The sequence below is a fragment of the Gordonia sp. UBA7860 genome (assembly GCF_002500165.1).
Taxonomy (GTDB): Bacteria; Actinomycetota; Actinomycetes; order Mycobacteriales; family Mycobacteriaceae; genus Gordonia; species Gordonia sputi.
The window spans coordinates 1-13899 of record NZ_DLSO01000143.1 but is presented as its reverse complement, the minus strand read 5'-3'; the positions used below and the strand labels follow the sequence as shown (position 1 = coordinate 13899).

Annotated in this window: 11 protein-coding genes; 6 read left to right on the top strand and 5 right to left on the bottom strand. The window is 64.7% G+C overall.

The genetic code is table 11. The annotated features are described in order from the left end of the window. Nucleotides 1-79: 79 nt before the first annotated feature. Nucleotides 80-868: a hypothetical protein gene (locus tag B3T59_RS17610; RefSeq protein WP_064863795.1), complete on the bottom strand. Its 789-nt coding sequence runs from the start codon at nucleotides 866-868 to the stop codon at nucleotides 80-82. A gap of 522 nt (nucleotides 869-1390) precedes the next feature. Here B3T59_RS17610 and B3T59_RS17605 point away from each other — a divergent pair. The 4 genes from B3T59_RS17605 to B3T59_RS17590 all read left to right on the top strand — a co-directional run bounded on the left by B3T59_RS17605 (nucleotide 1391) and on the right by B3T59_RS17590 (nucleotide 6710). Beyond that, the gene (locus tag B3T59_RS17605) at nucleotides 1391-2446 is read left to right on the top strand and encodes a tyrosine-type recombinase/integrase (protein ID WP_287004537.1); all 1056 of its coding nucleotides are present in this window, start codon (nucleotides 1391-1393) and stop codon (nucleotides 2444-2446) included. Between the two features lie 170 nt (nucleotides 2447-2616). Further along, the gene (locus B3T59_RS17600; protein ID WP_287004536.1) at nucleotides 2617-4674 is read left to right on the top strand and encodes a DEAD/DEAH box helicase family protein; all 2058 of its coding nucleotides are present in this window, start codon (nucleotides 2617-2619) and stop codon (nucleotides 4672-4674) included. A 393-nt stretch (nucleotides 4675-5067) separates the two neighbouring features. Then, on the top strand, nucleotides 5068-6153 hold the full coding sequence (locus B3T59_RS17595) for a helix-turn-helix domain-containing protein (protein ID WP_287004535.1): 1086 nt from the start codon (nucleotides 5068-5070) through the stop codon (nucleotides 6151-6153). Continuing rightward, nucleotides 6150-6710, top strand: a complete 561-nt coding sequence (locus B3T59_RS17590; protein ID WP_287004534.1) for a hypothetical protein — start codon at nucleotides 6150-6152, stop codon at nucleotides 6708-6710. The genes B3T59_RS17595 and B3T59_RS17590 overlap by 4 nt, the downstream gene beginning before the upstream one ends. Here the strand turns inward: B3T59_RS17590 and B3T59_RS17585 are convergent, their stop codons facing one another. Further along, nucleotides 6711-7379: a hypothetical protein gene (locus B3T59_RS17585; RefSeq protein WP_287004533.1), complete on the bottom strand. Its 669-nt coding sequence runs from the start codon at nucleotides 7377-7379 to the stop codon at nucleotides 6711-6713. It abuts the gene before it with no gap. 324 nt (nucleotides 7380-7703) lie between these two features. On the opposite strand from B3T59_RS17585, the gene B3T59_RS17580 reads away from it, so the two are divergent. Continuing rightward, complete coding sequence (locus B3T59_RS17580) at nucleotides 7704-10715, top strand: Tn3 family transposase (RefSeq protein ID WP_287004532.1); 3012 nt, start codon at nucleotides 7704-7706, stop codon at nucleotides 10713-10715. A 35-nt stretch (nucleotides 10716-10750) separates the two neighbouring features. Here B3T59_RS17580 and merB read toward each other — a convergent pair whose 3' ends face one another. The 3 genes from merB to merA form a co-directional block, all read right to left on the bottom strand. After that, nucleotides 10751-11401, bottom strand: coding sequence for an organomercurial lyase MerB (gene merB, locus B3T59_RS17575; RefSeq protein ID WP_004018623.1), 651 nt, complete (start codon nucleotides 11399-11401; stop codon nucleotides 10751-10753). A gap of 70 nt (nucleotides 11402-11471) precedes the next feature. Then, nucleotides 11472-11882 carry a MerR family transcriptional regulator gene (locus B3T59_RS17570; RefSeq protein WP_004018624.1) on the bottom strand — a complete coding sequence of 137 codons (411 nt, stop codon included), beginning with the start codon at nucleotides 11880-11882 and terminating at the stop codon, nucleotides 11472-11474. Between the two features lie 34 nt (nucleotides 11883-11916). Next, nucleotides 11917-13353, bottom strand: coding sequence for a mercury(II) reductase (gene merA / locus B3T59_RS17565; protein ID WP_287004531.1), 1437 nt, complete (start codon nucleotides 13351-13353; stop codon nucleotides 11917-11919). 122 nt (nucleotides 13354-13475) lie between these two features. On the opposite strand from merA, the gene B3T59_RS17560 reads away from it, so the two are divergent. After that, a complete protein-coding gene (locus tag B3T59_RS17560; RefSeq protein WP_004018626.1) occupies nucleotides 13476-13862 on the top strand; it encodes an ArsR/SmtB family transcription factor in 387 nt (128 codons plus the stop codon). The last annotated feature ends 37 nt before the right edge of the window (nucleotides 13863-13899 follow it).

The following is a 13899-nucleotide window of genomic DNA, read 5'->3' as shown; positions in this document are numbered from 1 at the left end:
TCGGAACCGGGCTTCGTCGCGTATACGGTCGATTCTCGGGTGAATTCCGCTACTGCAACAGCGGATGCATGGACTCCGCTCACGCCCGCGACAGCGCGCCCTTTGAGACGGAGCTCCGCCGCGTCGACGCCCAATAGGCCAGTGCCACAGCGACAATGCCCACGACGGCGGCAACCGCGATCGGAGTCGACGTCGACCACGCATTCACAGCGATGGCCAGCAGCGCCCACGCAAGGGTAATGGGCAGCGATGGAAGCACACTGCCGTAAAGGTAGGTGACGGTGACCGCTACGAGCGCAGCGATGATCAGGACCACGAGTTGCCAACCGACCGACGACTCGTCGGCCGCACCGCTACGTGCGATGTCTGATGCCCAGTTGACGAACACCGCAGCGGTTGCCCATCCCGCGTAGATGCCGATCGTGACGCGGACGAGAGTGGTTGTCGAAGAATGGCTTTCGACCGGAAGTGCCGCGATGCGCGCGGCGTCGAGCAATGCGATGGCCATGACGGTGAGCAGGATCGAGGGCAGCCAGTCGATCGAGGCTGCCGACACGATCAACCACAGCGTCGCGGCTCCGCACGCGATGGCCAGGTCGACGGCGAGACGTTGCCCGAACTGCGTGCCGGTCTGCCGCTTTTGCACGAAGACGACGGCGGTGATGATCGACAGCACGTAAATGACGCCCCAGATCGCGAATGCGTAGCCGGCGGGGCTGATGAACAGGTCGACACCATCGTCGTTGGGCTCACCGTCGAAGAGCGCCAGTGGGAGAAACACGGCCAGGGCCTGGGTGATGGACAGAATGAGGACGGCCCACGCTACGGGTGCCGAGACTCGCGCGGATTGCTGGAGGTCGAGGGGCATATGTCCGAGTTTACGGACTGCTGGAACTCTTCGACTGCCTCACTCAGCGGCCAGTGGCATCACCCACGTCGTCGAGTCGCCACACCGACGCGGTCGGGCACAGTCCATACCGTGAAATCCCGCCCAGTCTGGTCAGTCCGGAACCATTTGCGGGATTTCTGCGCGATTCTCGACCAGCCTACTCGTCGGGCCGATCACAACATGGCTGTGCAAGACCTGTTTTGCTCCCCCACCAGGACTCGAACCTGGTTGCACTTGAGGACCCATTCATTTGTGTCACCAGGCGACACGACGTACATATTGCCCGGTGAGAGCGACTCTAGCCGCGAGCACTGACCAGTGCAAGCATCCACGCGCTACCATCCATATCAGCCACGATATCGACATGAGTGCGCATGAATGCGCACCGTGATGCACGGGTGACGATGCGAAGGACAAGCCTTGCCGAGTAAGCGCCGACGACGAGGTTGGGGGTACGTCCGCGCGCCGCGTTCGGAGAGTTGCCGCTTCGCGGCCTCGTACATGCACATCCACGACGGCACCCTGACGAGGTTCAACGCGCCGAAGACGTTCGATACGCGGATGGCCGCAGAAGCGTGGCTCCACAAGGAGCGGCAACTGATCGACCAGGGCACCTGGACACCGCCGGCTGAACGCGCCAAAGAGGCGGCCCGGTCATCAATTCGGTTGCGGGAGTTCGCAGAAGACGCCCTCGCTGGGCGCCGCCTTGAGCCGACGACCAGGTCCAACTACAAGCGCTTGTGGGAGACGCGCATTGAGCCGGGCCTCGGAGACCTCGTAGTCCGTGACATCACGGCCGACGACCTGCAGGAGTGGTGGCGCGGCCTCGGCGCCGAATACGAAGCGAGCCGCGCACACGCCTGGAATCTGCTCAAATCCCTACTCAAAGAGGCGGTCGAGCGCGAGATCATCACAAGCAGCCCGGCAGATGGCCCCCGATTCAAGCGCTACGGGAAGCGCCCCAGCCGGCGCCAGATCATTCTCCTGACCCCAGCGGAAATTGCCGAGACTGCGGCGAAGTTGCCCAGCTACTACGCGATCGCCCTCCCGATCATGGCCTGGTGCGCACTGCGGTACGCCGAAGTGTCCGAGCTGCGCGTGAAAGACATCGACGACGGTCCAGAAAGCATGGTGGTCCATGTCCGACGGTCTGCGCCGCTCGTCGACGGAGTGCCCGTCGTCAAGCAGGGCAGCAAGTCTGATGCGGGCACTCGGGATGTTTGGGTGCCGCCGGACTTGGCTGTGGCGATTCGTCAGCGCTTGGAGAGCATTCATAAGGGACCAAACACGCTTTTGGTGACCAACTTTCGCGGGGATCGCCTGCCTCGCGCGACGTTCACCAAGGCATTCAAAGCTGCACTACCGGCGGCGAAGTCGGAGATGCACGTTCACGCGCTGCGCCATACTGGCGCGGTACTTGCCGCTCAAGCGGGCGCGTCGACGGCCGAGCTTCAAGAGCGGCTCGGGCACACCACAGCGGACATGGCGGCGCTCTACCAACATGTGGCCACCGGCCGACAGCGGGAGATCAGCAACAACATGAGCAATCTTCAGTAGCAAGTCTCGCCTCAGCGCTCAGGTAGTTGATGTCGATGTACCGCCGGATGCCACAGACTCCCAGCTGGCGGGTTCACGCTCGGGACACTGCTCCCTACCTCTGCGGAGCATCAAGAATTTTGCGACAGAGTTGTGCAATGTTAGACAATCATGCGGTAGATTGATGAATCATGAGCGACTCCTATGACGACTACCTCACCATTGCGCAGGCTGCCGCGTACGTAGGTGTCTCCGCAGCCACGTTGAGACGATGGGACGCGGGGGGCACCCTTACCGCGGTGCGTCGCCCTGGTAGTCAGTACCGCTTCTACCGAATCGCGGATCTGGAGCCATTCCGGCTCGAATACAACACTGCCGAGAAGGCCAAGGACGTTGTCGCTGGCTTCTTCGACGCCGCACACGCCGATATCCATGGCAACCCGCAGCTACGCGAACCCCAGAAAGAGGCCTATGAGGCTGCAGTTCACCACTTCGCCGAGAAAACGACCCCTGCAATCATCCAGTTGCCGGTGGGGTGCGGAAAGACTGGGGTCGCGGCGATCCTTCCTTTCGGCCTTTCGCATACGCGAACACTCGTCGTTGCTCCGAATACCACAATTCGCCAGGGCCTCTACGCTGATCTGAATATCTCGAACGCCTCGTGCTTCTGGAAGAAGGCTGGGATCCTCGACTCCTTCACATCCGGACCATTTGCGGCACTGGTAGACGGCCCCAAGGCAAACATCGACGACTGCGTCAACAGCCACATCGTTGTCGCCAATATTCAGCAGCTTGCTAGCGGCGCAGACCGGTGGCTATCACAGTTTCCGCACGACTTCTTCGATCTCATTATCATCGACGAAGGACACCATGTCGCCGCTGAGAGTTGGCAGAAAGTTGTCCGCGCTTTCCCTCAAGCGCGATTCGTCAGCCTCACGGCGACACCATTTCGTGCCGACAATAGGGACCTGCTCGGCGAGCTGATCTATCGTTACCCGTTCGCCCGTGCGATGTTGAACGGCTATATCAAACACATTGTCTCGGCTTCAGCACATCCTGCAGAAATTACGTTCAACGCTCGCGGTGAGAGTGACACATACACCCTGGAGGAGATTCTCGAGCTAAAGGAGGAAGCCTGGTTCCGTCGAGGAGTCGCACTTTCAGACGACTGCAATCGCCACATCGCCGAAAAAGCAGCAGAGAAGCTGCAGTCACTTCGGGCGGCAACGGGCTTCCCTCATCAGATCGCAGCGTCAGCGATGTCAATCGACCACGCCGACCAGGTACGCGCGATCTTTCAGGAGATGGGACTCCAAGCTGAGACTATCCACAGCAATCTTGCCGAAGACCGCAAGGTCGCGGTGCTAGCTAAGCTCCGCAACAACCAGATCGATGCGATAGTGCAGGTTGCAATGCTCGGCGAGGGATTTGACCACCCACCATTAAGCGTGGCAGCGATCTTCAGACCCTACCGGTCGCTGTCCCCCTACATCCAATTCGTCGGACGTGTTATGCGTACGATCGATCTTAACGACCCAAACAGCCCCAACAACCAGGGCTTTGTGGTCTCGCACGTAGGACTCAACAACGAAGAAAAATGGGACGAGTTCCGCGACCTTGACACCCAGGATCAACAGATTGTCCGGGGTTGGGCCCGTGGCGAAGAATCCGATTCTAGTGGGCAACGTCAGGGTCAAAATTCCGAACAATTCGCTCACCGCTTTGACGACCCGGTCGCACAGGACGAACGCCTAAGTCACTTCCTGAACCGTTCGTTTCTGGATCCAAACGATGACCGAGTTATCGAAGAAATGCTCGATGCTAAGGGAACAGGCGGCTTTTCATTCCGCGAGCTGGGCATCACCGCGGATGCGCTCCGTGCACAGCTCGCCCACCGTAGAGAGCACGAGGAGAAACCCGCCGATGCGGTACCCATCCAGCCTCAGGTGCGGCGCCAGACGCTGCGCACGCGGCTCGATAGCCGCTCAAAGTCGATCCACCAACGCATCCTCGCCGACCTCGGTCTTGCCCGCGCTGGCTTCGATATCAGACGGTCCATCAAGGGAACGCGTGGCAACAACGCAGACGCGTTGTACGCCCTGCTGAACCGGGAGATCAACAACTTCGCCGGGCAAGGCAAGAGCAGTCGGGAGAAGTGGACGATTGACCAACTCCAGACCGCATACGACTCACTCGACGAAATCGGAGACGAAGTGGCCGAGACGATCAGAACAGCAATCGAGGAGTGACTGAATGGCGGCGGTAAAGAACATTCTGAAACACGTCAGTTCAGATGTCGCAGGGCGGCGACGAAAGTGCTATAGGAAGGACACACATGTCATTCTCAAGGGCGATCCCTGTCTCGTCGTACGAGACGGACCACAGAATCAGTCCACCTACTGCACCGTCTGCGCCTCCGATATCTTGGCAAAAGCAAGCGAAGCACTTGGTGACCTGCAGCGGCGGTTAACACCGCCGAACGCCGGGGGTTCGAAGGGGTAGGCTGCGCCGCGCCCTGCCTGCAATTGGACCGCTGCCGCAGTCGCACACCTTCCGGTGACACGAGGGCGCCGGAGCCACGTCTGCCAAGGTATGCACAGCCTTCTCGACACCAACCGACGCAATGTGCGAAAATCGCACACATGGACGGGAAAGTACTTGGTGAGCGGATCGCCCAGGCACGCAACGATCTCAGCATCACACAGGAACACCTGGCGAACCGTGTCGGCATCGAACGCACAGCACTAGGACGGATAGAGAAGGGCGAACGCAAGGTGTCCGCCGTGGAACTGGTCAACCTCGCAGCAGCACTAGAAGTCCCCTTGGCGTGGTTTGTCCGTGAACCACTCCCATCCGTCGTGAGCCGACGCACCGACGCAGGACCCTCGCATGAGGTAACCGCCCGACTGGACCGGCAGCTCGAGCTGTTCGCCGGTGACGTAGCGTCGTTGCTCGCTTCCGGTGTGCTTGCCCGAGCTATCACCGATCGACCCTCATGGCGAACCCCAAGGACGCATTTCGAGGCTGAACAAACTGCACTGGAGGTGCGCTCCCATCTGGGGCTTGATAGCGGACCGTTGATCGGCTTGGCAGCTGTTGCTGAGCGATTCGGCCTCTACTCGTGTTCCCTGGCGCTCGGCAACGGTGGTGCCGACGGCGCGCTGGTCGAGGTCAATGGAGAAGCCGCAGCAGCTGTCATCGACGGAGATGCCCGACCTGGCCGTCGGCGCATGTCTCTCGCACATGAGCTTGGACATTGGTTATTTGGAGATCCATACGACGTTGGCGCTGACGAGGCAGAGAAGCGGATTAACTCTTTCGCCGCATATTTCCTGGCTCCCCGATCAGGAGTCACCGCAATATGGAACGATCATCTTGATGACTCCGTGCGCGATCGGACAATACGGGTCGCTGCGGCATTTCGAATGTCCTGGTCAGCCGTGATCCTTCACTTGCGAAACCTGAGTCTGATCGACGAGGATGAGTTTCGCTCGCTGGACGGCCGCGTTCCCGTCGCTGGTGAGTTTGCCAAACTGGGCATCACACTCGACACCGAAGAGCTGCAAGCGCCCTCTCTGTCGCCTGGCATAACCGCGGCGATCATCGAGGCCTACGTAGACCGTCGAATTCCCGTGGCGCGCGCTGTAGAACTACTCCGCGGCGCAATGGACCAGCGTGACCTTCCCGAGCAGCGCGCCGAGGTTGCCGCCGATTACGTGAACCTGTGACAGCCTCCAGCGACACCCGCTGGGTGATGGACACCTCTACTTTCACCCATTTTTGCCGTGCAAAACGAGAGGACGTGTTGCATCGGCTCGCGCCCCAAGGGCTGATTCTCATCCCGGATAGCGTCGGTGTGGAAATCGAGCGTGGCCGGGATCTGGGATATGACTTACCCGACATCGATACGTTGCCCTGGGTTGAGCGCGGAATCCTGTCCGAGGAAGAGGAGAGACTGCAACTACTAATAAAGATCGATATGCCATCGGGGCCTGGCGATGCCCAAACCAAGAACCTCGGAGAGTGTGCAGTCCTAGCATGCGCAACCAAGCGCGGCATGACCGCCGTGATCGATGACGGTGACGCCAGGCAACAGGCGCGAGCCAGAGGTGTGCGATTCGAGACCACAATGCACATCGTGATCGAGGCTTACAAACGCTTGGACGACATCGATGCGGAGGCTGCGGAGCAGCTGTATGAGGCGCTGGTGGCAACTGGCATGCGCTTACCTCGTGTAGAGAGCGTGGTCGGGTGGGGCTACTCGATGGAACTGTTACCGGGTTAGCTATTCGCCCGACGCTATCCTCAGTCGCCGACGTTCAGCCCACTCCGCCGCGACCATGCGGCCTTCCTCGTAGAGCCGCGCGACCACCTCAGCCTGATGAAGCCTCTGCTGCTCAGCCTGTCTGTCGCGACGCTCGTCGTACTGCCGTCGCTCATCCGCGTCGAGGTGGCCGTAGCAGTGCGACAGAAACTCGTTGGGGCCCATCCACGCTGCAGGCTTCGTGCACGTGCGCCCCTTGGACTTCGCGAAGGCCGAGCAGGTGGGTCGCTCCGCGCTCGTCTCGCTGAACTGCCGGTGACTGTCCAGGACGTCCTCGATAGCCTCCTCAGCCATCGGGAAGCGGGCCGTGGGCACCGCCGGTTTCACACGCGCCGCTCCGTTTCGCACTGCTTTCGAGTGCCGAGCGTAGATCGCACGAGGACGAGACAGATCATCGGTCCATGACTCACTCAACTCCGCACACTGATTCAGCAGACTCGCGGCTCCGAACGCGTTAACGGCCTCGCCGCGAGCGACGTCGACGACCTCGCCCAGCTCGTCAAGGTTGAGCGCTGCCTCATCGGAGAGCATCAAAAGGACTGCTCCGCATTCGTCCAGGACCGCGACCATCTCGTCGAGAATCTCCAAGGCCATCGGCGAGGCCCACTCCCTGCGCACTTCCGCTCCCACGCCATCAAAGTACTACTAGTAGGGCAGACTTTCCGGTAGCCATCGTCGGTACTTGGTGGGTGCCAACTCGCCCATCTCAAGTCGATCCGCATCGACAGGAGTCGTGGGCCAAGCACCGCAAAGCTGTCGGCCACCGAATCAGGGCGCTCCGAATCGAGCAAGGGCTCACTCAAGAAGGGGTCCCGGTAGTAATGGCGCAAAAAACAACGAAGTTCGCGTAGTGCCTGGTCAGCGGCGATTTCTCGGTTCGGGCTGCGGGCCGGGGTGGTTGGTGCTTGGCTTGTCTGCCGATGAGGTTGGTCGGCGTGTTGGAGGCTGGGGTTCGTGGCGACGCGGGTATTCGCGGACGAGGAGTTGCAGCGCCTGCGGGAGTTCCCGGAGATCAGTCGTGAGGAGTTGTTCCGGTACTTCACGCTGACCCCGGCGGATCTGGCGTTTGTTGCTCCGCAGGGCAGGGGCCCTGCGGTCCGTCTGGGCCTGGCGGTGGCGTTGTGCACCTTGCCGTGGCTGGGGTTCGTGCCGGACAAGGTGCCGTCGGCGCCGCCGGTGGCGGTGGCCCGGCTGGCGGATCAGCTGAATATCGATGCAGCGCAGCTTCGTTCGTATGGCAAGCGGGCGCAGACGCGGACCGAGCATGTGCGGCTGGTGGCCCAGTATCTGGGGTGGCGGCCTGCCGGGGCGATGGAGTTGAAGGAGCTGGATGAGTTTCTGCTGGCGCGGGCGATGGAGCACGATTCGCCGACGCTGTTGTTCCGGCTGGCGTGTGAGTACCTGATCTCGGCGCGGGTGATCCGGCCGGGCCCGGAAACGGTGGTCCGCCGGGTCGCGCACGCTCGCACGCGGGCGCAGCGGGAGACCTACGACCGGTTGGCGCGCGAGTTCACGCCGCAGCGGTGTAAGGAACTGGATGCGTTGCTGGTCGTCGACCCGTCGATCGAGATGTCGCGGTTGCGGTGGTTGTCGACCGGCCCGGTGGAGGCGTCGGCGACCGCGGTGAAGGCCGAGGTCGAGAAGCTGGTGTTCCTGCGCAACCTGGGCGCGGATGAGCTGGACATGTCGGTGCTGCCGGCGGAGCGGCGGCGGTTCCTGGCGACGGTGGGCCGCCGCTTGACGGGCCAAGCCCTCGAACGCCGGGATCCGCAACGCCGCTACCCGATTCTGCTCACCGTGTTGGCGCAGTCGGCCACCGATGTGCTCGACGAGGTGGTGCAGCTGTTCGATCAGGCGATCTCGGCCAGGTTGAGCAAGGCCGAACGCCGGATGCGCGACGAGCTGGCCGAGCGCGGTAAGGCCGGAGAGGATCGGCAGGGGTTGCTCGACGACCTGCTGGCGATCGTCTGTGACCTGCAGATCCCCGACGAGGAGATCGGCGGCCTGATCCGGGGCGATCGGATCGGATGGGAGCGGTTGCGGGCCGCGGTCGCGCAGGCCAAGCCTCGGCTGCCGCGCGATCACGGGCACCTGGCCGCTCTGGGCAGCTCGTACTCCTACCTGCGGCAGTTCACCCCGCAGGTGCTGTCGACAGTCCGGTTCGCCGGCGGCACCGCCGCGACCGAGCTGCTGATCGGGGTGCACATGCTGCGGGAGCTGAACGCGACCGGTACCCGCAAGGTGCCCGACGACGCGCCGACCGGGTTCGTGCCGACGAAGTGGCGCGGCTACCTCGACGAGGCCCGCAAAGCCGGTAACACCACCGCCTATCGGCACTACTGGGAGCTGTGCGTGCTGCTGGGGCTGCGTGACGGGTTGCGCAGCGGGGATGTGTTCGTGCCGGGGTCGCGCCGCTACGCCGACCCGGCCGCGTACCTGCTGACCCCGCAGGCGTGGGAGCCGCAGCGTGACGAGTTCTGCCGCCTGGTCGGCAAGTCCGCTGATCCCGCTCGCGCGCTGGCGACCGCCACCGACGAGCTCGACGCCGCTATGGGCGAGTTGGAGAAGGTGCTCGCCGGCGGCGACGGGCCGGTCCGTCTCGATGAGGCCGGTGACCTGGTGATCTCACCGCTGTCGGCGGAGGATGTGCCCGCGGAGGCGACGGCGCTCAAGGCCGAGCTGACGGAGATGCTGCCGTTCGCGCCGATCGTGTCGCTGCTGATCGAGCTGGACAAACGCACCGGCTACCTGGACTGCTTCACCCACGCCGGCGGCAAACAGGCCCGCAGCCCGGAGCTGAAACGCAACCTCATCGCCGTCCTGCTGGCCTACTCCACCAACCTCGGGCTGACCCGAATGGCCGAGGCGTCGGGCCTCTCCTACGACATCCTGGCCTGGACCAGCGAATGGTATGTGCGGGAGGAGACGCTGCGGGCGGCGAACCTGACGATCATCGACTACCACCAAAGGCTGCCGCTGACCCCGGTCTTCGGCGCCGGCACCCTGTCGTCGAGTGATGGGCAACGGTTCCCGACCCGCGGCAAATCGGTCACCGCCAGAGCGTTGAGCCGCTATTTCGCGAACGAAGGACTGAGCACGTATACCCATGTCACCGATCAGCACGCCACCTACGGCACCAAGGTCATCGTCGCGACGAGACGCGAAGCTCACTACGTGCTGGACGAAATCCTCGGCAATGCAACGGATCTGCCGATCACCGAGCATGCGACCGACACGCACGGCGTCACCCTCGTGAACTTCGGGCTGTTCGACCTGCTCGGATTGCAGCTCTCGCCCCGCATCCGGGACCTGGGCCGGATCACCCTGTATCGGGCGGCGCCTCGGGCCCAGGTGGAGTCCGCGTTCCCGCACGCCGGGCCGCTGCTGACCCGCAAGCTGAATCTGGATCTCATCGCCGAGCACTACGACGACCTGCTCCGGCTGAGCGGGTCGCTGAAGTTCGGGCACGCCACCGCGTCGCTGCTGGTCGGCAAGCTCTCCGCGTCGGGCCGGCAGAACGCCCTCGCGGCGGCGCTCAAGGAATACGGGGCGCTGCGGCGCACGATCTACGCCGCCCGGTACCTGTCCGACCCGGGCTATCGGCGCAAGATCTCCCGACAGCTCAACAAGGGCGAATCCCTGCACGCGCTCCGCCGCGACCTGCTCTACGCGCACGAAGGCGCCGTGCGCGCGAGGCACCTGGAGGGACAGACCGAACAGGCATGGTGCCTCACGTTGGCGACCAACGCCGTCATCGCCTGGACCACAGAGTATTACGGGCTGGCGACCGAACAGATGCGGCGGGCCGGGCGGCGCATCGACGACGAGGTGCTGACGCACATCTCCCCGGCCCACAGCGAGAACATCAACTTCTTCGGCGCCATCGAGGTCGACATCGACGCCGAACTCGCCCAGCTCGGCCCCACCGGGTACCGGCCGCTGCGCGTGCGGGACACCCTGTTCTGACCCGCAGCGCCGGCCCGGATCGGCGGCGGCGCGATCTAGCAGCAGGCGCTGGTTCCGGTGGTCGTGGTCGGGTCGGTGATCGCGTCGGCGAGGGGGCGGGCGAGCTGGTGGTAGGCGTCGGTGACCGGCAGCACCGTCATGCCTGGGAATTTCGCCTGCCAGTGGTGGGCGGCGTCGGAGGTGGCGAGGAACATCTGCGGGTTGCAGCAGGTGGCGCGGAGGTGACCGGGCTGGATCCGGTCGGGGTCGACGAAGGCCACCATCGCGGTGGCCGGTTCCAGGTCGCTGACCCCGGTGACGGGGTCGATGGTCAGGCGCACGGTGGTGCCCGTGATCGGGCAGTCGGATTCGATGCAGGCGGGTGCGCCGATGACGGCGGGGAAGATGAGGGTGTCGGGGGCACACCAGGTGTAGAGCTGGTGGCCACCGACGCTGAACCGGTGCGGGGTCGGGTTGAGGGTCAGGCCCCAGCCGACGATCCGGCCGGCCTCGTCGTATTCGACGTCGGCGCCGATCGGCGTCTGCGCGGGGTCGAGGTCGGGCACTCCCGCGGCGGCGGCGAGTTCGGTGACGGTGACCGGGGTGCCGTGGGCGAGCAGCCGCAGCGCGGCGCGCATCAGCGCCCGGTCCCGGCCGGCGGGCAGGATCTTGGCGAAAACGTCGGCAGTGAGGTTGTCGGTACTCATGGGATCGGACTCCTCGAGGGCGATCGGACAGTGACGGTGCCGACGGTAGGGTCTGTCCCCGGGGTGAGGGTCAAGCCCGTAGCTCGCATCCGCACGGGTCACCGGCCCAGCACAGGTCGTCGGTGGCCAGATGCGCACGGTGTGCGGTTTCGAAGGCGTCGATGCGGTCGAGGATCTGCTCGGCATCGGCGATGCGCTGGCGCAGCCGCTGCCGCGACCGCTGCAGCAGCTCGGCGAGATGGGCGCCGACCGAACGGCCGTGGTCGTCACGGTCGGTGGAGGTGAGCTGGCAGATCTCGGCGATGGTGAGCCCGAGGCCGCGCAGCTCGCCGATGAACCGCACGCACCACTCCGCGTCGTCGGTGTAGAGGCGGTAGCCGGCCGGGCTGCGGCCCAGGGTGTAGATCAGGCCGAGGTCGGTGTACTCGCGCAGCGCCTTCACCGGCACCCCGGTGCGGGCCGAGAGGTCCCCGATCGTCATGTGTCCGTTCATCACTGCCTCCCGTCCGACGGCGTCAGCCTGCGCAGCAGGACAGTTTGGTGACGTCGGTGGTGAAAGTCTGCGCGGTCAGTTTCAGCGCTTCGGCCATGGTCAGGTACGGCGCCCAGGTGTGGGCGAGCCGGTCGACGGTCAGACCCGCGGTCATCGCATAGGTGGCGGCGGTGATCAGGTCCCCGGCGCCGTCGCTGAGGGCGTGCACGCCCATGATCCGGCCGGTGCCGGCTTCGGCGACGATCTTGACCAGGCCGCGGATGTCCCGGTTGACCAGCGCCCGCGGCACGCTCGACAACCCCAGCACCCGGCACTGGCAGGCCAGCCCGGCCGCGGCGGCTTGCGCGTCGGTCAGTCCGACCGAGGCGATCGCGGGGCTGGTGAACGTCACGCGCGGCACCGTGGTGTAGTCCAGGACGCGATCGGCACCGGCCAGGGCGTTGTCGGCGACCAGGGTGCCCTGCGCGGCGGCCACGTACACGAACTGCGGATCCCCGGCCACGTCCCCGGCCGCCCAGATGCGCGGATTGCTGCTGCGCTGGCGGTCGTCGACCACGACCGCGCCCCGCTCGTCGACGGCGACGCCGACCGCATCCAGGCCCAGCCCGGCGGTGTTGGGGCGGCGGCCGGTGGCCATCAGCACCTGCTCGGCCCGCAGCTCGGTGCTGGCGCCGCCGCCGGTGCGCACGGTCACCACCTTGTGCCCGTCGTCGGCGAGGACCTTCTCGACGGTGGCGGTGGTGAGCACGTCGATGCGCTCGTGGGCGAAGACGGCCTCGAGCGCGGCCGAGATTTCCGGTTCCTCACCCGAGGTCAGCCGGCTACGCGCGATCACCGTGACCTTGCTGCCCAGGCGGGCGAACAGCTGGGCCTGCTCGAGCCCCACATAGCCCGCACCCACCACGATCAGCGACTCCGGCAGCTGCTGGAGGTCCATGGCGGTGGTCGAGGTCAGATACCCGGCCTCAACGAGGCCGTCGATCGGCGGAGCCCAGGGCGCGGCACCGGTGGCGATCAGATACTGGTCGGCCTCGATCACCCGTACACCGCCCTCGGCGCGCGCGACCCGCAGCACGGGTGCCTCGGCGCTGCCGTCGAACACCGCGGTGCCGGAGACGATCTCCCACCCGTAGTCGGCGGCCAGGTCGACATACTTCTCCGCCTGCAGCTGCCCGACCAGCGCGTCCTTGCCCGCGATCAGGGCGGGGAAATCCAGCGGCACCTCGGCGGGGGTGAGCCCGGGGAACCGGCCCGCCGCCTCGGCGGCGTGGCGGGCCTCGGCGGCGGCCAGCAGCGCCTTCGAGGGCACACACCCGACGTTCACGCACGTGCCCCCGACCGTCCCGCGCTCCACCATCACCACCCGTTTGCCGAGGTTGACCGCGGCGATGGCGGCGGCGAACGCCGCCGAGCCGGAACCGATGATCGCCAGATCGGCGCGGGAATCTGTCAAGGTCACGAGGGTGCCTCCTGGTCGGGCAACCGCTGAACCGACAACGGCTGCTATTCGTGTTGACGAATATCTACCGGAACCATATTATGCGCTTATCCGAATAGTTCAAGTCTCGTGGAGGCGATCCCATGGCCCGGTCCACCACCGCCACTGTCACCGTGCCCGGTGCCGAGTCGGCGTGTACGCATCTGGATACGACGGCGAAGTTTTTTCGCGCCCTGTCGGATCCGACCCGGCTCAAGCTCCTCGAATTCATCCTCGCCGGGGAGCGCACCTCCGCCGACTGCGTCGAACACGCCGGCATCTCGCAGCCCCGGGTGTCGGTACACCTGTCCTGCCTGGCCGACTGCGGGTATGTCCTCGCGCGCCGCGACGGGAAGAAACTGCGGTACTCCGTGGGTGATCCGCGGGTAGCTGACCTGGTGATGCTGGCGCGGTCGCTGGCGGCCGACAACTCCGCCGCGCTGGGCTGCTGCCCGCGCATCCCCGCCGCGGACGGTAGTGGGCGGCGATGAACACACCCGACAACAAGGCGATGAACACACCCGACAA

Bases quoted from the DNA above. Each gene is read 5' to 3' on its own strand.
- merB (WP_004018623.1), bottom strand. From the start codon at position 11,401: ATGAGTACCGACAACCTCACTGCCGACGTTTTCGCCAAGATCCTGCCC.
- B3T59_RS17560 (WP_004018626.1), top strand. From the start codon at position 13,476: ATGGCCCGGTCCACCACCGCCACTGTCACCGTGCCCGGTGCCGAGTCG.
- B3T59_RS17600 (WP_287004536.1), top strand. From the start codon at position 2,617: ATGAGCGACTCCTATGACGACTACCTCACCATTGCGCAGGCTGCCGCG.
- B3T59_RS17595 (WP_287004535.1), top strand. From the start codon at position 5,068: ATGGACGGGAAAGTACTTGGTGAGCGGATCGCCCAGGCACGCAACGAT.
- B3T59_RS17610 (WP_064863795.1), bottom strand. From the start codon at position 868: ATGCCCCTCGACCTCCAGCAATCCGCGCGAGTCTCGGCACCCGTAGCG.
- B3T59_RS17570 (WP_004018624.1), bottom strand. From the start codon at position 11,882: ATGACGATCGGGGACCTCTCGGCCCGCACCGGGGTGCCGGTGAAGGCG.
- B3T59_RS17605 (WP_287004537.1), top strand. From the start codon at position 1,391: ATGCACATCCACGACGGCACCCTGACGAGGTTCAACGCGCCGAAGACG.